Annotated in this window: 21 protein-coding genes; 5 read left to right on the top strand and 16 right to left on the bottom strand. The window is 40.0% G+C overall.

The genetic code is table 11. The features are described from left to right. Window positions 1–52: 52 nt before the first annotated feature. On the bottom strand, window positions 53–2089 hold the full coding sequence (gene bchE / locus IQ236_RS11220) for a magnesium-protoporphyrin IX monomethyl ester anaerobic oxidative cyclase (protein WP_193869323.1): 2037 nt from the start codon (window positions 2087–2089) through the stop codon (window positions 53–55). Window positions 2090–2331: 242 nt separating this feature from the next. On the opposite strand from bchE, the gene IQ236_RS11215 reads away from it, so the two are divergent. After that, window positions 2332–3564: an RNA-guided endonuclease InsQ/TnpB family protein gene (locus tag IQ236_RS11215; protein ID WP_193869322.1), complete on the top strand. Its 1233-nt coding sequence runs from the start codon at window positions 2332–2334 to the stop codon at window positions 3562–3564. An 88-nt stretch (window positions 3565–3652) separates the two neighbouring features. Here the strand turns inward: IQ236_RS11215 and IQ236_RS11210 are convergent, their stop codons facing one another. The 6 genes from IQ236_RS11210 to IQ236_RS11185 form a co-directional block, all read right to left on the bottom strand. Beyond that, window positions 3653–4270 carry a Uma2 family endonuclease gene (locus tag IQ236_RS11210; protein WP_322744120.1) on the bottom strand — a complete coding sequence of 206 codons (618 nt, stop codon included), beginning with the start codon at window positions 4268–4270 and terminating at the stop codon, window positions 3653–3655. Window positions 4271–4428: 158 nt separating this feature from the next. Further along, window positions 4429–4665: a type II toxin-antitoxin system Phd/YefM family antitoxin gene (locus IQ236_RS11205; protein ID WP_156093101.1), complete on the bottom strand. Its 237-nt coding sequence runs from the start codon at window positions 4663–4665 to the stop codon at window positions 4429–4431. A gap of 123 nt (window positions 4666–4788) precedes the next feature. Beyond that, window positions 4789–5073, bottom strand: a complete 285-nt coding sequence (locus IQ236_RS11200) for a hypothetical protein (RefSeq protein ID WP_193869321.1) — start codon at window positions 5071–5073, stop codon at window positions 4789–4791. Next, window positions 5054–5212, bottom strand: coding sequence for a GTPase (locus IQ236_RS11195; RefSeq protein ID WP_193869320.1), 159 nt, complete (start codon window positions 5210–5212; stop codon window positions 5054–5056). Before IQ236_RS11195 ends, IQ236_RS11200 begins: the two co-directional genes overlap by 20 nt. A 229-nt stretch (window positions 5213–5441) precedes the next feature. Beyond that, a complete protein-coding gene (locus IQ236_RS11190; protein WP_193869319.1) occupies window positions 5442–5906 on the bottom strand; it encodes a DUF29 domain-containing protein in 465 nt (154 codons plus the stop codon). Window positions 5907–6073: 167 nt separating this feature from the next. Beyond that, window positions 6074–6655 (bottom strand): Uma2 family endonuclease, encoded by a 582-nt coding sequence (locus IQ236_RS11185; protein ID WP_193869318.1) that lies wholly within the window; start codon window positions 6653–6655, stop codon window positions 6074–6076. 275 nt (window positions 6656–6930) lie between these two features. Between IQ236_RS11185 and IQ236_RS11180 the strand changes: the two genes are divergently transcribed. Next, a complete protein-coding gene (locus IQ236_RS11180) occupies window positions 6931–8403 on the top strand; it encodes a polysaccharide deacetylase family protein (protein ID WP_193869317.1) in 1473 nt (490 codons plus the stop codon). Between the two features lie 34 nt (window positions 8404–8437). Continuing rightward, window positions 8438–9043, top strand: coding sequence for a hypothetical protein (locus IQ236_RS11175; protein WP_228041563.1), 606 nt, complete (start codon window positions 8438–8440; stop codon window positions 9041–9043). A gap of 145 nt (window positions 9044–9188) precedes the next feature. Here IQ236_RS11175 and IQ236_RS11170 read toward each other — a convergent pair whose 3' ends face one another. From IQ236_RS11170 to IQ236_RS11135, 8 genes are all read right to left on the bottom strand, one after another. Next, the gene (locus tag IQ236_RS11170) at window positions 9189–9881 is read right to left on the bottom strand and encodes an aldehyde oxygenase (deformylating) (RefSeq protein ID WP_193869316.1); all 693 of its coding nucleotides are present in this window, start codon (window positions 9879–9881) and stop codon (window positions 9189–9191) included. Between the two features lie 53 nt (window positions 9882–9934). After that, the gene (locus tag IQ236_RS11165; RefSeq protein ID WP_193869315.1) at window positions 9935–10936 is read right to left on the bottom strand and encodes an NAD(P)/FAD-dependent oxidoreductase; all 1002 of its coding nucleotides are present in this window, start codon (window positions 10934–10936) and stop codon (window positions 9935–9937) included. Between the two features lie 26 nt (window positions 10937–10962). Then, window positions 10963–11643, bottom strand: coding sequence for a class I SAM-dependent methyltransferase (locus IQ236_RS11160; protein ID WP_193869314.1), 681 nt, complete (start codon window positions 11641–11643; stop codon window positions 10963–10965). 8 nt (window positions 11644–11651) lie between these two features. Next, complete coding sequence (locus IQ236_RS11155; RefSeq protein ID WP_193869313.1) at window positions 11652–12107, bottom strand: DUF2214 family protein; 456 nt, start codon at window positions 12105–12107, stop codon at window positions 11652–11654. Window positions 12108–12245: 138 nt separating this feature from the next. Next, the gene (locus IQ236_RS11150; protein WP_190524903.1) at window positions 12246–12626 is read right to left on the bottom strand and encodes a rhodanese-like domain-containing protein; all 381 of its coding nucleotides are present in this window, start codon (window positions 12624–12626) and stop codon (window positions 12246–12248) included. A 44-nt stretch (window positions 12627–12670) separates the two neighbouring features. Beyond that, the gene (locus IQ236_RS11145) at window positions 12671–13105 is read right to left on the bottom strand and encodes a NifB/NifX family molybdenum-iron cluster-binding protein (protein ID WP_193869312.1); all 435 of its coding nucleotides are present in this window, start codon (window positions 13103–13105) and stop codon (window positions 12671–12673) included. A gap of 95 nt (window positions 13106–13200) precedes the next feature. Further along, window positions 13201–13407 carry a YgaP family membrane protein gene (locus tag IQ236_RS11140; RefSeq protein ID WP_193869311.1) on the bottom strand — a complete coding sequence of 69 codons (207 nt, stop codon included), beginning with the start codon at window positions 13405–13407 and terminating at the stop codon, window positions 13201–13203. 133 nt (window positions 13408–13540) lie between these two features. Continuing rightward, window positions 13541–14587 carry a heterodisulfide reductase-related iron-sulfur binding cluster gene (locus IQ236_RS11135; protein ID WP_193869310.1) on the bottom strand — a complete coding sequence of 349 codons (1047 nt, stop codon included), beginning with the start codon at window positions 14585–14587 and terminating at the stop codon, window positions 13541–13543. Between the two features lie 337 nt (window positions 14588–14924). On the opposite strand from IQ236_RS11135, the gene IQ236_RS11130 reads away from it, so the two are divergent. Both IQ236_RS11130 and IQ236_RS11125 read left to right on the top strand, forming a co-directional pair. After that, window positions 14925–16019, top strand: coding sequence for an NAD(P)H-dependent flavin oxidoreductase (locus IQ236_RS11130; RefSeq protein ID WP_193869309.1), 1095 nt, complete (start codon window positions 14925–14927; stop codon window positions 16017–16019). A 500-nt stretch (window positions 16020–16519) separates the two neighbouring features. Further along, the gene (locus IQ236_RS11125; RefSeq protein ID WP_193869308.1) at window positions 16520–17359 is read left to right on the top strand and encodes a DUF4114 domain-containing protein; all 840 of its coding nucleotides are present in this window, start codon (window positions 16520–16522) and stop codon (window positions 17357–17359) included. Between the two features lie 95 nt (window positions 17360–17454). Here the strand turns inward: IQ236_RS11125 and IQ236_RS11120 are convergent, their stop codons facing one another. Further along, on the bottom strand, window positions 17455–20181 hold the full coding sequence (locus IQ236_RS11120; protein ID WP_228041562.1) for a cyclic nucleotide-binding domain-containing protein: 2727 nt from the start codon (window positions 20179–20181) through the stop codon (window positions 17455–17457). Window positions 20182–20351: the final 170 nt, after the last annotated feature.

Below are 20351 nucleotides of genomic sequence, written 5' to 3'. Positions count from 1 at the left end.
GCAGGATTTTGATCAGTAAGCTAGTTCCCTTTGTTTGAGTTCAATGCAAAATTTATCCTGGGGTTATGGGAGTTAACATTAAAGGGGTAATGGCTGGGTCTTGATAACTCCCTTGATGATAAAGTGTTTGCACCGCATTGGCGAGTTTTTGAATGGGTGCATCTTTCAAACAAAAGCCATTTGCTCCTGCTTCTAACGCCTCTGATACGATAGATTCTTGGTCAGGCGTTACCAAAACTAAAATTTTGGAGGGAATTACATAGGAATTTCCTTGAACTTTTCGCGCCATGCGAATAAACTTGACCAAATTCATATCCGGTAGAGTGCTATCAACCACCGCAACATCAACATCAATCGATTCGAGTAAAACCAAGCCTGTTTCAGCATTTGTGGCTTCACTAGCGACTTCTATTCCGGGTTGCGATCGCAAATTTTTCCGTAGGTTCAGACGGGTTTCCTCTTCATCTTCAATCACAGCTACTTGAATTATATCATGTTTTTGTTGAATTTTGGTATAGCTGTCACATTCAGATAAATCATTGGGAGCACCACAGGCTGAAATTGTGCCGATAGAGTCTATATCTGCGGGAGTATGCTGTTTAAATTGTGCCATTTGTTCAGCACTTAAAATCTTAGATTCATCAAAGCCAAATTCAACCTCAGTATGCAATCCTTTTTGTTTAACTCGGCTTAAATTATAGAAGCGTTTATTAAACGTTGTTTTTACAAATGCCCAAAGACAACCGAGTAAATAACGGCGTTTAAACGGATCTTTTTCAAACCAATATTCCAGAAACTTCCAAGAGTAAAACCGGGCATAATTTTGCAGCACACCTTTGAGAACTTCTTCCCGCGTCATATTATCGGGTTTGATAATAGGAGTGACAAAATTATAATGAGAATAATCCCGAATTTCCACTTTATCGGCTAAATCTTGGAATAGTTCAGAAAACGGCCAAGGAGTATACATATTCCAATTGGTCATATCTGCTTTCCAATCTCGCGCCATGCGATAGGATTCTAAAATGGTTTCTGGGGTTTCATTGGGTAATCCCATAATAAATTGAACTTCCGCCAAAATCCCATTTTCTCGCAACAATTGAACCGCTCTTTTATTATCCGCAATAGTCGTTTCTTTACGGAATAAATTCAGGTTTAATTGAGCCGCAGCTTCCGTTCCTAATGACACATGAACTAATCCCGCTTTGCGATATAACGGGAGTTCTTGTTCATCTCTGAGAATATCCGTAACCCGCGTATTAATTCCCCAATGTACCCCTAAATTGCGATCAATTAATTCATTGCATAATGCCACAAATCGAGATTTATTAATTGTGGGTTCTTCATCGGCTAAAATGAAAAATCCAATTTTATGATCTTTGACTAAGGTTTCAATTTCATCCACAAAATGTTTCGGTGACCGAGAGCGATATTTGCGCCAGAATTTCCATTGACAACAAAACCGACACCGAAACGGACAACCCCTAGAATAATTAGGAACTGCAACTCTCGTATTCAGAGGAGTATAAATATATTTATCCCAATCTAATAAACTCCAATCTGGGGTTAAAGTGTTTAAATCTTTAATTGGAGGATGGGCCGGAGTAGCGACTACTCTCCCTTCATCTAAAAAGGCAATTCCTAAGATAGTTTGACGGTCTATTTTATCAGTTCCATTAGCGATCGCTCTTAATAAATTAACCGTTATTTCTTCCCCTTCTCCCCGAATAATATAATCCACCCAAGGCGCTTCACTCAACACTTCCCGATACATATAAGTGGGGTGAACACCGCCCATAATTGCCTTCGCATTCGGGCAAATTTGTTTAACTAATTTCAGGGTACTTTGAGACTTATAAATCATCGGAGTAATGGCCGTTGCTAAGACCACATCCGGTTGACGATCTTGCAAAATTTTGGCTAATTCGTCATCCTCAATAAAGTTACTCATCGCATCGATAAATTCGATGTCGGTAAACCCTGCGGTTTTCAACGCACCCCCCACATAGGGAGCCCAACTCGCAGGCCAATTTCCGGCAATTTCAGCCCCGCCAGAGTGATAATTCGGCTGAATCAACATGATCCGCATTTGCTTTCCTCCTGAAACCCTCAGTTTCTCTTCAGATTTGCGAACTCATGGAGATTATATAACCATATAGGAATCAAATCAGCAACGTTATCATAATTTAACATAATCCCCAAAAGAAGTCCTCACACGAGCGCGAAGCGGAGTGGGGATGAATTTTGGATAAATAAAAAGTGCGATTAGCACCCTAGACAATCTAGCCTTGCATTTGTTAGTATGTTATCGTTAAAGCAATTCTCGATAAGATGCTTAAGGTAGTCAAAATCAGAATTTATCCCACAGTTCAACAACAAGAGTTATTAGCGCAAGCTTTTGGCTCTGTACGTTGGCTGTGGAATCGTTTTTTGAACTTGACCAACGAAACCTATAAGCTAACCGGAAAAGGATTGTCACGCTATGACTTACAAAAACAACTCCCTGAACTCAAGAAAGAATATGAATGGTTAAAAAACACCTATAGCCAATGCTTGCAAGTAGTTTGTTTGAATCTGAGTCGAGCGTTTATCAATTTCTTTGAAAGACGTGCCGACTATCCAAGATTCAAGTCGAAACACGGGAAACAATCTTTATCCTATCCTCAGAACGTCAAAATTAGTAGCAACAAACTATCCTTTCCTAAACTGGGTGAAATACAAGCTAAAATTCACCGTCCAATAGAGGGAACGATTAAGACAGTTACTCTCACCAAAAATAAGTGTAATCAGTATTATGCTTCTGTTTTATTTGAGGACAATAAAGAAACCCCTAAACCTTCTGCCGAAGGTAAAGCAATTGGCTTAGATATGGGGTTAAATGATTTTTGTATTACTTCAGAGGGAAGTAAGTTTGCTAACCCTAGATGGTTGAAAAAACATGAACGCAACCTCAAGATTAAACAACAATCATTGTCTCGTAAACAGAAAGATTCAAACAATCGAGCTAAGGCTAGACTTAAGGTAGCCAAGGTTCACAATAAAATCACTCGATGTCGTGAGGATTTTCACCATAAGCTATCACGCAGGATAGTCAACGAAAACCAAGTTATTGTGGTAGAAAATCTCAACATTAAAGGCATGGTCAAAAACCACTGTTTGGCTCAAGCAATTTCTCAAGTCGGATGGGGTCAATTCCAAACGATGCTTTGCTATAAAGCAGAACAGGATGGAAAGAGCTATTTAGAAATTGATAGATTCTTTCCTTCCTCAAAGACTTGCAATCATTGCTTAAATGTTGTCGGTAGTTTGCCTTTAGATATTCGGCAATGGACTTGCCATCATTGCGGAACTAATCACGACCGAGATATTAACGCCGCAAAAAATATTAGAGATGAGGGACTGCGTATTTTGTCGTTAGGGACTAGCGAGTCAGCCTGTTGTCCAGATGTAAGACGCAGTAGTGGAGGACGTAAGAAATCTACTACTACGCTTTCTGTTGGGCAGGAAGCTCCGACAGACCGCGTAGCGGGTCGGAGTAGTTCACCACTTCGTAGTGAGTCCTAAAGGACTCAAAGCCCTGAAGGGCTTACTACCTTTGGAGTGGAGGGTGTGGCGGTAGGATAACCTCGATATTGTCCCCAGAAGGTTTAAGTTATGCTTGAGGTTCCGTCTCTTCAATTTCCGAAAAATCTACTTGTTCATAAAGTTCACTTAAAGTAAATTGAAATTCAACGGAACTCAAAGAGATGACATCCTGTTCTGAGTCATATTCGGTAAATTTCCATTGCTTTTCTCCGGTTTTTGAATACTGTTCCAAATAATAACTATTTTGGTCAATTAAAATATATTCTTGAAATGTAGGAATAGAGCGATAAAAGCGAAATTTATCAGTTTTATCGTAACCTTCCGTTGAGTGTAATAAAACCTCGACGATAATTGTAGGGTTAGTAACAGTGGTGGTATTTTTTCCTTGGTAAGTCGGTTTTCCCTGAATGACCATCACATCAGGATAAACATAGCGTCGGGTGGCGGGTATCCAGAGGCGAACGTCACCGATAAATAGCCGATAATTTTGTTCTTTGATGGTCAAAGGGAATTTTTTGTAAAAGTTTCCTGCAATTTGGTTATGGTTGGTAGTGCCTCCCGTCATCGGTATAATTTCTCCATCGTGATATTCGCTTTTATAGTCTGCGGTTTCCTCTAGGGCAAGGTATTCTTCCGGGGTGTAAGTGCGTTTTTGGGTTTTGTTAGTTTCGAGTAATTGCATCATATATTCCTCTATGTTTTGAGGTAATGAAGTCAGAAATCAGATTTTATTTTAACTAGCAGATAGTCTGTACATGGGGATAGTTCAAAATCTTGCTATCACAAGTTACTAAGGGAATACCGTATCGTTTAGCCATAACCAAACATGGGTATCGAGTAAAATCATTCTCCCAAAGCGTCCCAAAGTTCAGACATCGGTTCATCAAAATCGGAGGCAATTGTGATTGGCATTCCTCGCAGTGGATAATGTTTTGTAGGTACAGAATCTATCGAAAAAGGAACAATACGAGCGACGGGCAAACCATTGCGGGTAATAACTACTTCTGACTGAGTAGTAGCAATTTCATCAACAATTGCGGTTAGTTCGATATCCGTTTCCTGTAGGTTCAGATACTTCATGTTGTCAACTTGCCATGAGCATTTTATATTTCCATTGTAGAAGCGATCGCTAAGTTTGTAGTAAAGGCTTTAGCCATCAGGTAAGGCTTCAACTAGGTCATCATAGCTTACAAGGTTTTCTGATCATAAGTCTTCCTCTTCTAATGCTTTAAGAATAGCTTCACAATGTGCTATAATTTCCTGCTGACTTACAGTTATCCAATCAAGATGAGAGGGGAAAGCTTCAAGCTCAGAAATTTTATTTTGAATGAGTAAAATTTCATTCTGAGCAAGGTTTGTTCCTCGACCAAAACCTATGTTTGATAAGCCCCATATCGCTGCCAAGTTAGCTACTGCAATTTCTTCAATCTCTTTTGATTCAAGCTTAACTTGCACATTGTCTTCATTATCAGAAAAAACTATAATCATAAGCTTGACCCTCCTGCGTAACATTTGATGAATCACGAACTTCTCCAACAACAGTTCGCATCAAAGTTCTGATTAAGGTCGTTTTTCCAGTATTGGTATGTCCTGCTACGGCAATCCTGACCCTCTCTTTTGTATCCATATTAAGTACCTATAAGGATTTGACCTATAATTTTTGCTATTTTAAATTGAGTATAATTACACAATTTTTACACTAAAATATTTTAGTGTAATTGTCAATAACTGTTTTCTATTTTTTAAAAGAGGATTTTGTGATTTCAACCCAATTTAAAAAAAGCTTGATAGGGTTATTTTTATCTTATATAACAAAGAACTACTATAAGAGGGTTCTTCTACTGATCATTTTTAGGTCAATTCTTCTCAGAGGGCAAAAAATCACCGTTAAGAACTTCTTCTCCCGTAAAGGGAGACTCTGGGGGAAATTCATTAATCGATAAACCTGTTTCACCTGCGGCTAATTTTCTTGCATCTTCATAAGATTCATTAAAAATCTCTTCAAAAAACCGATATAAACTTGGACTGGTTTTGAAGGTATCTCGGAGGCGTTGACGATGTTCTATAATAGTGTACACCCAACTATTTGTTCGTTTCTCTGGCTGATATTTATACTTGAGTAAGTGCATCAGAAGTATTCTCAGATTACTTTTTAAAGCATTTTTTTCACTTCTCCCCATACTTTCCAGTTCCTCTAGGATATTTTCTAAATCTATATCGGCAAAATTTTGCTCTCTTAATAAGTTTATATTGGTTTGTAGCCATTCATAAAAATCCTGTTCATAAAGGGATTTGATTGCCATTGATTGAATCGTTGTCATTGAGTTTAACTCCCTTTCTATTCTGTACATCAGTCTAACAGATTCCACAATTTATCGCTATATCAGGTCAAGAAACCCGGTTTCTGTCCTGTATGAAAATGGCTATACTTAGAGTTGATTGAGAAACCCGGTTTCTAACTGACTCCATACTTGAACTGAATTTAATGTTATTGAACAGTATTATCTTCAAACATGACATCCTCATATAACGTCTCAATAGGAGTATGAAAATCAATACTTTTTAAATGAATTTCACTACCTGGATAATAGAATTGCAAAACCCAAAAGCCCTCACTATTTCGACGAAAACATTCAACACGCTGACGTTTCTGGCTAATTAAAACATATTCTTGTAAGGTTTCTAATTGTTGATAGTCAGCAAATTTGTCCCCTCGATCAAAAGCTTCGGTTTTTGAAGATAAAACTTCAACAATTAAACAAGGATATTTTTTATAATTTGTTAATTCTCGATCTCTAGGATCATAAGTCACTAGAATATCAGGATAGTAATAAAGATTAGCTGTGTCAATTTGGGCTTTCATATCAGACATATAGACACGACAACCCCGCCCTCGAACCTGATTTCTTAAGGCTGAAGCTAAGTTTAAGCAAATGGTAACATGGGCATCACTCGCCCCTGCCATTGCATAAACTTGTCCGTCAATATATTCGTGTTTGATAGGGCTGGTTTCTTCCCTTGCTAGATAATCTTCTGGATAAATATAATTTTCGTGTTGATTAGCAATCATCGTTTTGAAAATCAAGTTATTTTTAAATTAATTCTAACAGTTCGTAGTGAGTCCTTTAGGACTCAAAGCCCTGAAAGTCTAACAGTTCGTAGTGAGTCCTTTAGGACTCAAAGCCCTGAAGGGCTTACTACCTTGTAGTGAGTCCTTTAGGACTCAAAGCCCTGAAGGGCTTACTACCTTGTAGTGAGTCCTTTAGGACTCAAAGCCCTGAAGGGCTTACTACAAATGGGGTAGAATTTGGTAGTTTATTGCAGAACTAGCTCATGGTATTAACAATGTCGAAAGGGTTGTATCAACGCTTTATTTATATTAGTTCATCCTTAATCTTGTGGGGTTGTGGAAATTCTACCTCACTGTTTCCATTTGCTCAAACCCTTAATGTTGCAGTTTCCCCAACACCGAAACCACCGCAACCCATCCAAGAAAAACCTGTTAATAGTTTAGGGGGTTATTTCTATTCTAACGGTGAAAATGCTTTCGGGCCGTTTACTCAGGCTATGGTACAAAAATGTCAAGGCTGGAATGGGGGGAGTGTTTGTAATACCCAGGAATGGCCGGAAGCCTTGTTTCTGAAAGCCTATGGACAAGGGCGTTGTCCCGATGGCAGCCGCCTTAATCAAATTCTGGGCTACTGTGTTGAGGGAAATGAGGCGTTAGGGCCTTTCCCTCAAGAGCTTATGGCAACCTGTGACCAAGCGAACGGTAGTAGCACTTGTCTGTCAACTCGCCAGAATGCCAGGTTGCTGTATAAAAAGATGCAGGATAAAAAACTCATTACCCCGGTCGGTCGTCCTCCTCAGTTTGTGTTACTGGCTTTTGATGGTTCCCGTTCCCTGGATGCGTGGAAAAAATCTCGTAACTTTACTCAAAGTATGGCGAAAAAGGATATTACGGTTCACTTTACATACTTTATTAGCGGAGTTTACTTTGTCAATAATGAGAAACGCAACCTCTACACGCCTCCTGGGGGAAAAGGTCGGGGACGGTCGGCTATTGGTTGGGGTGGCACTCCTGAAGAGATTAATCTACGCCTAGAACAGTTAAATAAAGCCTACCAAGAAGGTCATGAAATTGGCTCCCATGCGGTGGGTCATTTTGATGGGAGTCGCTGGAGTGAGGCGGACTGGACGCGAGAATTTGACTATTTTAATCAATTTATTTTTAATGCTTACAAAATCAACAATTTAAAAGGGTCTTTGGTATTTGATGTCAGTGAAATTCAAGGATTTCGTGCTCCTGAGTTGGGTCAAAGTCCGGGTTTATACAAAACCTTGAAAAAAAGAGAATTTCGTTATGATACCAGTCGAGTCGCCGCCGCGAATTATTGGCCGAAACTTGAAAATAAGGTTTGGAATTTCCCTCTGGCTTCTCTCACAACGGCGATGACTCGCAAAAATGTTTTATCGATGGATTATAACTTTTATTATCTCCATTCTAAGGCAAAATCAAATTCTAGTAATGCCAAACGTTATGAAGAGGATATGTTTCAAACCTATCTAAAATATTTCCAAAGTAACTATTTAGGAAATCGTGCGCCTGTACATATTGGTCATCATTTTTCCGATTGGAATCAGGGTGCTTACTGGAAAGCGCTATTTCGTTTTGCTGAGGCGGTTTGTGGTCAACCGGAAGTCCGATGTGTTACCTATAGTGTGTTAGCGGATTTTATGGATTTGCAAACTCCTGAACAAATTGCTATCTATCAAAAGGGGGGTTTTTCAAAACCAAATAAAGGGACAATAAATTAAATTCTGTTCTTTTGATCAAAAACATCAAAACTATATGACTAATAAACTTCGCAATTTTATCATTTTTGGATTGGCTATTCTGACTGCATTGGCAATTTTTGTTATGTCGCCAACCAAAGCTTATGCTTGTGCTTGTTGTGGATATGCTGGAGAATGGTATCAACGTACTGAAAACCTAGATTCTTCACAAGTTGAAGACCTCAATCAATTAAAGTTTTCTCCCTCGGCTAACCTTTATTTAACAGCAGCAGGGTTGGATATCGTTAAAGGAATTTCATCTAATTCTGAAACTTATCGCTTATTTCATTCTAAAAATAAACGGTCTTGGAATTTCCGTTTGGTGGATGAGACGGGTAAAACGGGTAATCTGTCGTTTACCCTCCCTGAAAAAATGATAGCTTTTGGAACGGATTTTTATGACAAGCCTACTCCCGATTCACGACTGTATAAAGAGTTAAGAATGGAAGGAAAAGTTGCAGGAAATGGGATATTTTTGCCGGGGATAGGTAGCGATAGCCGATTTCGACTAATTTTACAAGGGAGAGGGAATTATTGTTTAAGTCCGACGGATTTTAAACACTGGAATTTACAAATTTTTGGTTCTGGTAGTTCTTATTCTTTTTATGGTTCTTTTGAATAGATGAGAAGAAAATGATTAGCTTTGTTTGGTTTTATAGTTATTTAATGGGTGCGTGGGTTTCAAACTTACGCACCCTACGGGGATAGCGTTCACGCTTCTAAGCCCTGAAGGGCTTACTACGAAGGGGGAGAAAAATTATTGAGTTTTAAGCCGTTAAAGCTTGGCTGGATAACCGGAGAATTTCGGTGGTTTTAAAGCCCATTTGATGTAAGGCTTCTCCATAATTAACCATGAATTCTTCGACGATTTCAAGTTTGTTCATTCCCAATGCTTTGACATCAGATTCAACTTGATTCAGCATCCGCAAAATAATCGGTAGAATTTGACGATTTGCGATTTCTATTTCGGTTTTGACCTCGGCAAAATGTTGTTTTAACCAAATACTGCCAAAGTTGAGATGACTGTATTCATCTTTAACAACAGATTGAGTAATTTTTCGAGCAAAATTATCCGCAACTGGGATATAGTTATGGTAAGCTGCGATCGCAAAACATTCAATAACTAAAGATTGAATTAATAAACAGGTTGCTATTTTCTGTTGAATTTCCGCCGTTTTAAACAGTTGACGCAAATCGGCAAAAAAGTCTTTTGCCATTTCTAAATCAGGAATAACATCAAGGTTTTTTCCACAAGCTTCAAAACTTTTACGATGACCCCGTTCCATTTTTCCTAACTGAATTAATTCTTGAGAAAATTCGGGCAAAAGTTCAGCCAAACTGATAAAATTATCATAAGCTTCCTGTTCACCTTCAATCACAATTCCGTTAATCCGGCTAAAACTATCACGGTAAGTATCACTATTGTAATCTAATTTTTTAGTTGCTAAAGATTGAGACATCTTTGATAAATCTCCTGATGATGTACTGGGTTTAAGGGATAACTAAATCAGCATTAAATAGCAGGATTAGGCAAATTTTCTAGCCAAGGTCTTGCTCCGGTTGTCCGACGAATTTCTCGCCAAATTGCTGTAGCAGCTAACGCTCCATCTCCTGCTGCTATTATAACTTGATTTAACCCCACTTTTAAATCCCCAATTGCAAAAATTCTAGGGTGAGAAGTTCGACACATTTTATCAGTGAGTAAGTTATTTCCTTGTAGTTCCAGATTAATATCTTTGAGATAGGTATTATGATAGCGAGATCCCATCGAGATTAATCCAGTTTCTAACTCAATTAAGGTTCCATTGGTTAACTCAACTCCGGTCATTTGATGATTTTTTCCGATAAATTGATGAATGGGGGTTTCTATGATTGGATAACCATATTCTTTTAATTTATTTCTCAGAGGTTCACTAATGGTAAATGCTCCATGCGTAAAAATAGTAATATAAGGGGTAAACCAACTTAAATTAAATACCATTTCTTCAATTGCGGCTTCACTCCCAGCAAAAAAACCACATTTTTTATCAGTCATTTCATACCCATCACACACCATACAAACGTGCAGGTTATAACCCGCATATTCGTAAACATTTCGCATATCATCTAAGGGGGGTAAATAATCGATAATTCCACTTGCTGCAATTAAGTATTTTGAACGAAACACCGCTTCAATACTATTTTGACGACCGACTTTGACTTTAATGGTAAAGGTTTCTCCTTCATCAATGACTTCTTCAACAAAACCGTTGAGAAAATCCCCATCTAAACTGGCATAATGTTCTTTTCCCCGTTGTAATAGAACTCGCCCTGGCGTGTCAGGAGGTAAACCTAAATAATTATGTAATTCCTGCATCCAAAATGACCGAGCTTTGCCTTTATCAATGATTAAACTAGAAAGGCGATAACGTTGTAAATAAATTCCTGCCGAAAGTCCTCCAGCACCGCCACCAATCACAATAACATCATAGATTTGGTTTTGTTTTTCCTGTAAATTATTTTTGGAAAGCTGCATAATTTTTGCTCCGTTTAAATTATTGATTAATCAAGGATTTTCGCCTTCTTAGCTACTCCGGCAATGTGAGGACTGACTATGGGAATTGACAGGCTAAATTGCTGATAATTGACTGACTCAAATCCAGCATTTTCTAAGGCATTCCAAGTGTTCCGGTTAGGATGGCAGTTATCAAATAAAACTTTCCATAAGGGTTCAATGCCATCCTGAACTCGGCGTGTCCAAGTGCAACATTCGGCGGCAACGTGTTCTAAAAAAATGAAACTTCCGCCTGGTTTGAGAATGCGTTTAATTTCTTGTAAACTGTGATCAATATTGCTGACGGAACAGAGAACATGGGTACTGACTACACTATCAATACTATTATTTTCAACGGGCAATTTTTCAGCACTTCCTGGGGATAATCTGATCTTTTTTAATCCTTGACTATCTGCTTCTTGTTCGAGATACTGGTGCATAAAAAGATTGGGTTCAACCCCTATCCAATCAATATCTTTTGGGTAATAGGAGAGGTTCGAGCCAGCACCAGGGCCAATTTCTAATACTTTTCCTTCTAAAGATCCTAACAGCCCTTGTTTGAGTTCTGCCAAGGTGAAATAATCAGGGCAGTCAATCAGTTCTATCGCGCTACCATCGGCGGCATTTGCTTTTGACATTCCCCAGGCAAATAGACGCTTTTGAATTTGAGATAAGTTGGAAAATTTCATTTTTTTATTTAACTCCATCCGTTCATTCTCGCCATTACAGCGGCTAATAGTGGCAAGACAGTAAAACAGATTAACTCCCCTTTTATGAGCCAAGTAAGTCGATTAAATTTGGCAATTTCTAGGCTAGGAATTTGACCTTTTTGTAAGTCTTTAAACCACAAAATAAACGTAAATGTTGGATACAATGAAAACAAGCTAACAAGGATAAATACTGCCATTTTAGCCTGAAAAAAGGGATTATTTAAGTAGTAATCGGTTCCTTTACCAAAGTAGATAACTCTTAATATTCCTGTAATCAAAATTATCGTAGCAGCTATTCCATAAACAGCATCAGCAGAGGCAACTTTTTGGGCTTCAGCGAGGGTCATTTCTTTTTTTAAGTTAAAAACCTCTACGGTGAGTGCCGCAAACGCTAACATAAAGCCTAAGTAATGGAAATAAGCGGTAATTGAACTAGCCCACATGATTCTATAAACAGTGTGATTGAAAATTTTTGGATTTTTGTTTGCTAATCAGAGCGTATTCGCTCTGCAATTAACTCTGTTGGAAAGCAGTATTGTTAAGAGTTGGTGGGAGATAAAATATCTCCCACCCTTTAATAATTAAGGCTTATCCTTAACTATTTCTAGTTTCCATTGCTGCCATTCTACCATACCACCTGTAATATTGAATACCTCTGTAAATCCTAACTGAATTAGACAATCGCCCGCTATAGGACTGCGGTGAGATGTTAAACAAATAACAGCAATCGGTTGATCAGGGGATAAATCTCGAAACCATTGAGGTAAAATCCAGTTACGAAGTCCATAAATTCTTGCCATCAATAGTCGAGGTAAACTTAGATTGATGGCATTAGGAGCATGACCTGTGACATACTCTAACTGACTGCGAACGTCAATCAGTAAAGGCGGATGAGATAACTGAGTGAATTCCAAAGGAGATAGATTAACAAGACTAGGTTTCACTGAAGATATAGAGGCCATAGAAAATGCTTGAATTTTAACTTGAAACCCGGATTTTGATCTTTTTAATTGCTGCTTTCTAATTCACATTGATGACCGTGTTGATGTTTGTGTTGATGTTTATGTTCATGTTTATGTTCATGTTGATGTTCACCTTCATGTTCGTGACATTGGGGTTCTTCCCTAATTAAAGAACCATCAAGATAGGCATTCACAGCTTTATCTAAATCGGTTTCTTTGGTAATAATCGCTTCAATGGTTTTTCCTTCCAACCGTCGCACTAAACCTTTTCCCATGCCTCCAGAAATCAAAACCTGCACATCATCTAAAGGATGGGGTTCGTTGGCAGAACTATTATGAAACGATTGTTCAGGGGATAATTCTAACAAGTTCTTGCCCAGAATTTCACCCTCGTTAATCTCGTAAATCCAAAACTTACGGCAATGTCCGCTATGTTCGGTAATAGATGTTTTATTTTGACTGGTGACAGCAATTTTCATGGTAAATTCTCCGATTTAGAGTTGAGTTAACTTTTATTTTTTCTGTTGATAAAATTTGGGGGAAGTCTCTATTTTTGACTTCTGTTTGAGAGCCACTAATTTTGAGGCTTGCAAGTGTTAATCCCTAACAAACGATAGATCCCGCAAAAACCAATTAAACCACTGATAATTAGCAACGCTGAAGCAACATCTAATCCAATTCCTAACGCTGTACCTGAGTAGAGACTCAAACCGCCATATAGAAAAATTGCTGCTAATAACAAGCGAATCATTCGATCTAAGTTTCCGACATTACTTAACATTGAACACTCCTAATCCTAGTAAAAAAAACAGATTGGGTTGCTGAAGTTGACAAAATTTCAACTTTATGATTATATATCTAATTAGTCATTAAATGACCTTAAGATTTGTTTAAATCCTCCTGATGACTGAGGATTAAAAGGGTCTTCGGCGTTCTTCCGGTGTTTTGGATTTGTCATAGGGAATACCAATTTGATCCAGCAAAGGCTCAATGGCAACCGCTTTGACATTCATGCCACAATCTTTAAAGGGGTCATACCCTAACATCAACCCGGTCAGTTGTGCGTAGTCCAGAATACTGACATTAAACTCTTCTTCCATCACCTCCTTGATGGTTCCCTGTTCCGCATCAAGAAACACCGTACACCCCGGACAATTGGTCAACATCAACTTGCAGTCTGGGTGGATTTCTTTGAGACTTTTTAATTTCTTGTAGACACTACTGGCCGTATAATCTCGGTTTTCTGGGAAAGCACACTGCCGAAACCCCATCCCACAGCAATGTCTACGCTCTGGGTAGTCCACTACTTCCGCACCAAAGGCTTCCAGCAACCCCACTAAGACTTGAGGGAATTCCACACCCCCCATTGCTTCCCCTGGAAAAATCTTTCCGTAATGACATCCAACGTGATCTGTTGCTTTAATTCCCTTGAGGCTATATTTTGCCTTTGCTGCTAATTTATCGCGATTAGCAAAGAAAACATCAGAAGCATGGACAATAGAAGGTCGGCCACCCGAAACGTGAGGAATCCAAAACTCCCGTCCAGTGGTTTCTTTTAAGGTGTTTTCCGTGTATTCTTTCAAGTCCGGTTCTTCTTCCCAGAGTTTAATCATTTCGGTGTAGTTGGCAAAAGAAGTCACACAGAAAGAAAAAAGATTATCAACCCCTTCTTGATAATGAGCCAGGGAAAAGTTGCGGGCGGCAATTACCATTTGTGTTTCCAAATTGGATACATCCCCGTGATATCCGATAGCCCCACAGGAGGTATGTCCGGGTGCTTCCCGCAAATCGATACCCAAATCGTTTTTCAAGATTTTATAAGCAACCCCTTCTGAATAAGGCGCCGTACTTTGGAGGAAACAACTACGGAAGCAACCCCACAATTTTCCACCAGGGTCATCAATACTGGGGATGTCTTTCTGATGTTTTTCCCAAGCTTGGTTTTTTCCTGTTCGTTTCATCTGGTTTTCTCCTCAATTGGGTTGGTTTTTTGATCACCCGTAGGACATTTATTAATCATGGCTGTTGATAGTTGGCTGTTAGGGACAGGGAACCCCCTCCCCTAGGATTGTTGCTGGGTCAATTATCTTGTATGACTATATTGCTATTTAGTAGTATAAGTTATTGAAAATATTTTGCAATCAGTAATTATACTCAATCTGGATTAGAGCTTATGCCAAAATCCAGATTGAGCTAATCCTGAATAAATAACTATTTGACTATTTGGTTGTAAAATCATAAAAAGTATTTATACTCTAGTTACCTGAATTCGGAAAATCTTCTCAACACCCAGAACCTATGGAAACATTACCTTCACTACAAATTGGTCAACACATTGCCCGTTACCCGATTATTCAGGGAGGCATGGGTATCCGTATTTCTGGAGCCAATCTCGCGGCTGCGGTGGCGAATGCAGGCGGAATTGGGGTGATCTCTGGGGTGGGTTTAGGGTTAAACTCTCCCTACTTTGACATCACCGAACCCAAGGCTGGACTCAGACGAGAACAATTTTTTGAGGCGAATCGATTAGCGCTGATTGATGAAATCAACAAAGCTCGCCAACTGAGTCCCCATGGCATTATTGGTGTTAATGTGATGGTGGTGGCACGAGATTATGAAACTCTAGTTCGTACAGCAGCCAGCCAAGGGGTTAACTTAATCATTTCCGGTGCGGGTTTGCCTCTGCATTTGCCGGAATACACCGCCGACTATCCAGAGGTAGCCCTCGTCCCCATCATTTCCAGCGCTCGTGCGGCTAAAGTTATTTGTCGGAAATGGGAACGCCAATATAAACGGCTACCGGATGCTTTTGTCGTGGAAAATCCCAATACCGCAGGAGGACACCTGGGGGCTAAATATGAGGAACTCAACGACCCACAATTGAATCCAGACCAGGTGATTCCTGAATTAGTCAATTATTTAGAAACCGAACTCGGTCAACCCATTCCGGTGATTGCAGCCGGAGGCGTTTGGGATCACTCAGATATTATTAGAATGTTAGAGTTAGGAGCCACAGGAGTCCAGATTGGCACTCGGTTTATTACTACAGATGAATGTGATGCCGATATTCGGTATAAAGAATTTCACCTGCACGCCCAACCGGAAGATGTGATGGTGGTTTCGAGTCCGGTGGGATTACCCGGACGAGCGCTGCGAAACCCCTTTGTCGAAAAGGTGATGTCCGGTGTGGCGACCGTTGAAAAACGCTGTCTGTTAAACTGTCTCCAAGTTTGCCGTCACCGAGAAGCTGGAGAACTTTATTGTATTGTTCGAGCGTTGGATAAAGCCGCACGGGGAGACGTGGAAAATGGTTTAGTGTTTTCCGGTAGTAATGCTGGACGCAGCCAACGGATTATGCCTGTGGCTGAGTTGATGGCGGAGTTAGTGAGTTAAGCGAGTCGGGTTTTATATCCTGATCTAATTCAGTGTGGCAATGAGGGCATGAATGCCCTCTGGTTGATAAATTTTTGCTAAAAGTAATATCAAATCTAATTCTCTGTAAGCTATAGTGCTACGCATAGGGAGTGTTTGACATTTATGAATTCTCAAACCCTTTCACTTCTTACTGTTCCCTGTTCCCAGTTAAGCTGTTCCCTCTTCAAGTAGCGCTATAGAGCTTACTTAATAGTCCGTAATAAATAGAGCAATACGAAGGTTTTTACAATTACTTTACAGTTTTGATTTTTATTTTACAATATCTTGATTGATTGCTTCAAATTAAGCTGTTATCTTAAATTCAAGATGAGTTAAAAATTAAAAAACTCTCACTCCCAAAACGGTAACAAGTATTTCATTGACCTATTTATACGTCAATCAAAACCCTACAGGTGCTCGGCAATCTACATTTGTATTATTCATTCTGGAATTTCCAATATTATCAGAGGAGAATTGCGATGAAAACTAGAATTTTGATGGCATTATTAACCGCCACAACAGCTTTTACAGGTTTATTCTTAGGTGCTGAATCTGCTTCTGCATTTACCATCAAAGGCAGAAGTGAAGCCCCTGTTGACATCCAGAATATCTTGCCAGAATTAAAAGACTTTGTGGGCAAAGAAGCTCGGTATCTAGCACCGGAAACAATTGGCGCACAGACGATTGATCTGGACTCAATCAAACTCAAATATGACCATAATGTTAACGTTTATTTTATAGGGGAGACAGCCGGAGGATATCGGAATCAATTAGACTTCATTACTTGGAAAGATGGCAAGGTTCTGCAAAATCAAACTAAAATTTTTGGAGACACCTCTTGCAGCAAGGCTGAACAATATACCCTAGCCAACTATAAAGATTTCTGTGCTAATCCCAATGATCCTTTAGCCAATAAAAGCCAACAAGATAGCCCTTTAAACGTGGGTGACTTTGCTGAACTCGGCAATTTTAAAGCGGGTACGGTATTCGACTTCCGCTTAGTTTCCAACGCTATTAACGGTGGTATTCCTGGTAAGGGTCTCACAGGAGTCTTCGGTGTTGACGAAGCGACAAACCCGGACAAACTGCAACACGTTATGGCTTACTATTACAAAGATTTGCTGATTTTTGGCTATGAAGATTTATGGGGCGGTGGCGACAAAGACTATAACGATGTGGTGTTTGCCATTGACTTTGGTAAAGGTAATGCACGGAATGTTCCGGGTGTATCAGTCCCAGAACCCTCTAGCGCAGCAGCCCTGATGGGTATCGCTGGTTTAGTTGGATTCGGGAGTCGCCGTCGTCAAGGGAAATCATAGGTTAATGAGAATCCCCGGACTGTTTCATGCTTGACTGTTGACTGTTGACGGTTGGCTATTAACCGTTAACAGACAACAAACAACAGACAACAAATTCAAATCATTAACTTAAATAATAAAACCGTTAATCCAGCCATAAATAACAAATGAGGTAGGTTACTCATCAGTCTTTGTATCCCCGTTACTTCTTCACCTTGTTTAGTAATTCTCAGTAGAGGATAAGGGCTAAAAACCATTGCTGAAAGTAGGGTTACGCCTTGGAGAAATTGCGCCACATCTAAACTCCACGTTAGAGTAGGTAATCCTGCCCCACTATATCCTAAAGAACGAGCTAATACGGGGAGAATTTGTCCGGCTTCGGTCATAAAAGCAGGAACGTAGTGGGCTAAATTGGCAGCCAAAACAAACGGGAGATAGGCGTAAATAATGGTTAAATAATTGGGTTGTTCGGGATCAAATAAACGAGCGATCGCATGAGTTCCATAAGTTAAAATAGTTGGAATACTGAGTAATGCTAAAGTGATGGGTAAACTGGTTAGAAAATGATCAGCATCGACAGGCAGATTTTCCCATCCCAACCAACCTAAAATAGTCTGGGAATGGTGCATAAACACACCCCCAAATAATAGTAATAACAGCGCCACTTCTGCCCAAAAACCCTGATGATCATCTAATAAATCCGATGCAGGAAAGCGTAAATTTAACTGTCCTGAGCGATTGGGACAAGCTTTCAAACAATCCATACAAAGCATACAATCGCGGTTATCTTGCAATTGGGCGGGATGGGAGTAAAGCGGACAACCTTTACTCGCTTGTCCTTCATTGGGTAAGGCATCAGCAAAGTTCAGTGGTGTTTCCGTACTGCCTTTATAACAGCCAAAGGTATTACACTGACTCCCACAAACTTGCTGAGTTGATCGCAATTCCGTGATCGACAGTTTGGCAAACATCCCATTCATACCCCCGATGGGACAGAGATAACGACACCATAACCGACGTTCATAAATTAAACTAAAAATAACTGCCCCAGCCGTAATTGTTAATAATAACCAAGCAGAAAGATAGGCATGATGGGGCAAATCCCACAGTTTTTCCCACAGATAAATGATGACAAACCCGGCAAATAAAATCCATGCCCCCCAACGGTTTAACCATTGAGTTTTCCAGGTGAGTTGTTGACGGGGAAATAACCACAGGGAAAGCTGGCGCATCCATTCACCCATAATCATAAATGGGCAGATCGCACACCAAAATCGCCCCACAAACGCGAATAAAAATAAATAACCGGGCCACCACCAAGCCCAAAATAAGTTGAGGGTAATACTGCTATCTCGTGATTGGGAACCGATAAAACCTAAAATTGTAACGGGGATGAAAATTGCCATCATCACGATCCAGATTCCTTCGGGATACCAGCGACTCAGCAACAATTTCCGCAGCCCCGGAACATGGGTAAGCAAATCAATCCGAAAGGCATTTTTCCTAGATTCTACCGACCATAAAGCTTGTTCTGGAATCACCGATTGTCCGATGGGAGTCATCATCACAGCCCGGTGCAATATTTCGGCTAATTCTGCTAAATTCCCCGGATATTCGTAACTAATCAAACGGCGCAAATCGGCTTGATCAAGTTGTAGCAGGGGGCGATTTTGTTCCCGACAAAATTGATTCAGAAAGTATTCGGAAAATTCGATAATATCAGCTTTGCGTTGGGGTAAAGTTAATAGCTTAATTGAAATAATTTCAATATCGGGAAAAATTAGTTTGTTGGCAGAAGCAAAAATTAAACGCACCCAAGATTGAACGGGTTGAGGCGGTTCGTGAGATAATTGATGGTGGTCTAATATTCCATGATTGGGGATAATTAATCCTGTTTTCAGATAGTGAATTAACCGAGTGCGATCGCCTTCACTTAAAACCTGAACGTTATCAAGTAATAAAGTTCCCTGTTCTAATAATTCCAGAATACCCGGTTGATTGCCCGTTCTGCCAAACAAGACATCGGTATTGAGTCGGCCATCGGCGGTATGGGGAAGTTCAGCACAATCTAATTCAGCAAAGGGTCGGTCGGCTAATTGCGATCGCAGGTGGATCAATCCCGCTAAAAAGGTTTTTCCGCTACCCGGTTGGGCTTGAAACACCACAGGCGTTAACGTAGAGGCAGCTTGATCGATTTTTTGAGCGAGTTTTTGGGTGGCTTTGCTATGACCCAGAATCATTTCCCCGGTAGGAATATCTTGGATGTAGGGTTGCAAGCCTCGAATGCGTTCTTCTTCCCAAGCAATGCGGCTGGCAAGATCATCTAAGTCTCGCATCAACAGGGCATGGAGCACTTGTTGAATAGCAGGATAGTCTATCACCAATTCCAAAAACTGGTTTTGGGGTAAAAACAGGATTTCACTGGCTGTCAGGGCGATCGCACTGCTATGGTACGTTCCATCGGAACTCGCTACCAGGGTATAGCCAAATAAATCTCCAGGGTGGCGATCGCGGATCGACAATTTACCAATAGCCGACTGTTGAAAGATTTCCACCTTTCCCAGCTTGAGCAAATATAGCCCGATGGGAGTTTGGCCTTCTCGATAAATCAGACTTCCGGCTTCGACTTGGAAGCGATAAAACCATTGGGAAATTGCTTGCATCGCGCTTTCTGGCAGGCTTTCCCAGATGCGCTGACCTCCCAACCAACGGATATATTCTGCGATCACCTGTTCATCGATCACAACGGTTTGATCTGGAGCGATGGGTGAGGGTAAAGGTTGGTCTAGGGCGGGTGGCATTGAGTGAGATGGGAAGATACTCGTTAACTCGATCGAGTTCATAAAACCAGTTTCCCTCTATTCAGCGAGCAATGCTTTGATGTGAAATGTCTGGCATTCTACTATTTAGTATACCCGAAAATTTTTTATCCTTTCAGTAGCTGATGACACAATTTATCAAGATTTGGCTAGCTTTATTAAAAAATTACTTTAGGTTTTAATTGGGCGGTGAG

Source organism: Planktothrix mougeotii LEGE 06226 (genome assembly GCF_015207485.1).
GTDB lineage: Bacteria > Cyanobacteriota > Cyanobacteriia > Cyanobacteriales > Microcoleaceae > Planktothrix.
The sequence above is the reverse complement of the archived record's forward strand: the minus strand, read 5'-3'. Positions and strand labels throughout refer to the sequence as shown.

What these genes read in the sequence shown, in the direction of transcription:
- bchE (WP_193869323.1), bottom strand. Translation starts at nt 2,089, where the DNA reads ATGCGGATCATGTTGATTCAGCCGAATTATCACTCTGGCGGGGCTGAA.
- IQ236_RS11215 (WP_193869322.1), top strand. Translation starts at nt 2,332, where the DNA reads ATGCTTAAGGTAGTCAAAATCAGAATTTATCCCACAGTTCAACAACAA.
- IQ236_RS11210 (WP_322744120.1), bottom strand. Translation starts at nt 4,270, where the DNA reads ATGATGCAATTACTCGAAACTAACAAAACCCAAAAACGCACTTACACC.
- IQ236_RS11205 (WP_156093101.1), bottom strand. Translation starts at nt 4,665, where the DNA reads ATGAAGTATCTGAACCTACAGGAAACGGATATCGAACTAACCGCAATT.
- IQ236_RS11200 (WP_193869321.1), bottom strand. Translation starts at nt 5,073, where the DNA reads ATGATTATAGTTTTTTCTGATAATGAAGACAATGTGCAAGTTAAGCTT.
- IQ236_RS11195 (WP_193869320.1), bottom strand. Translation starts at nt 5,212, where the DNA reads ATGGATACAAAAGAGAGGGTCAGGATTGCCGTAGCAGGACATACCAAT.
- IQ236_RS11190 (WP_193869319.1), bottom strand. Translation starts at nt 5,906, where the DNA reads ATGACAACGATTCAATCAATGGCAATCAAATCCCTTTATGAACAGGAT.
- IQ236_RS11185 (WP_193869318.1), bottom strand. Translation starts at nt 6,655, where the DNA reads ATGATTGCTAATCAACACGAAAATTATATTTATCCAGAAGATTATCTA.
- IQ236_RS11180 (WP_193869317.1), top strand. Translation starts at nt 6,931, where the DNA reads ATGTCGAAAGGGTTGTATCAACGCTTTATTTATATTAGTTCATCCTTA.
- IQ236_RS11175 (WP_228041563.1), top strand. Translation starts at nt 8,438, where the DNA reads ATGACTAATAAACTTCGCAATTTTATCATTTTTGGATTGGCTATTCTG.
- IQ236_RS11170 (WP_193869316.1), bottom strand. Translation starts at nt 9,881, where the DNA reads ATGTCTCAATCTTTAGCAACTAAAAAATTAGATTACAATAGTGATACT.
- IQ236_RS11165 (WP_193869315.1), bottom strand. Translation starts at nt 10,936, where the DNA reads ATGCAGCTTTCCAAAAATAATTTACAGGAAAAACAAAACCAAATCTAT.
- IQ236_RS11160 (WP_193869314.1), bottom strand. Translation starts at nt 11,643, where the DNA reads ATGAAATTTTCCAACTTATCTCAAATTCAAAAGCGTCTATTTGCCTGG.
- IQ236_RS11155 (WP_193869313.1), bottom strand. Translation starts at nt 12,107, where the DNA reads ATGTGGGCTAGTTCAATTACCGCTTATTTCCATTACTTAGGCTTTATG.
- IQ236_RS11150 (WP_190524903.1), bottom strand. Translation starts at nt 12,626, where the DNA reads ATGGCCTCTATATCTTCAGTGAAACCTAGTCTTGTTAATCTATCTCCT.
- IQ236_RS11145 (WP_193869312.1), bottom strand. Translation starts at nt 13,105, where the DNA reads ATGAAAATTGCTGTCACCAGTCAAAATAAAACATCTATTACCGAACAT.
- IQ236_RS11140 (WP_193869311.1), bottom strand. Translation starts at nt 13,407, where the DNA reads ATGTTAAGTAATGTCGGAAACTTAGATCGAATGATTCGCTTGTTATTA.
- IQ236_RS11135 (WP_193869310.1), bottom strand. Translation starts at nt 14,587, where the DNA reads ATGAAACGAACAGGAAAAAACCAAGCTTGGGAAAAACATCAGAAAGAC.
- IQ236_RS11130 (WP_193869309.1), top strand. Translation starts at nt 14,925, where the DNA reads ATGGAAACATTACCTTCACTACAAATTGGTCAACACATTGCCCGTTAC.
- IQ236_RS11125 (WP_193869308.1), top strand. Translation starts at nt 16,520, where the DNA reads ATGAAAACTAGAATTTTGATGGCATTATTAACCGCCACAACAGCTTTT.
- IQ236_RS11120 (WP_228041562.1), bottom strand. Translation starts at nt 20,181, where the DNA reads ATGAACTCGATCGAGTTAACGAGTATCTTCCCATCTCACTCAATGCCA.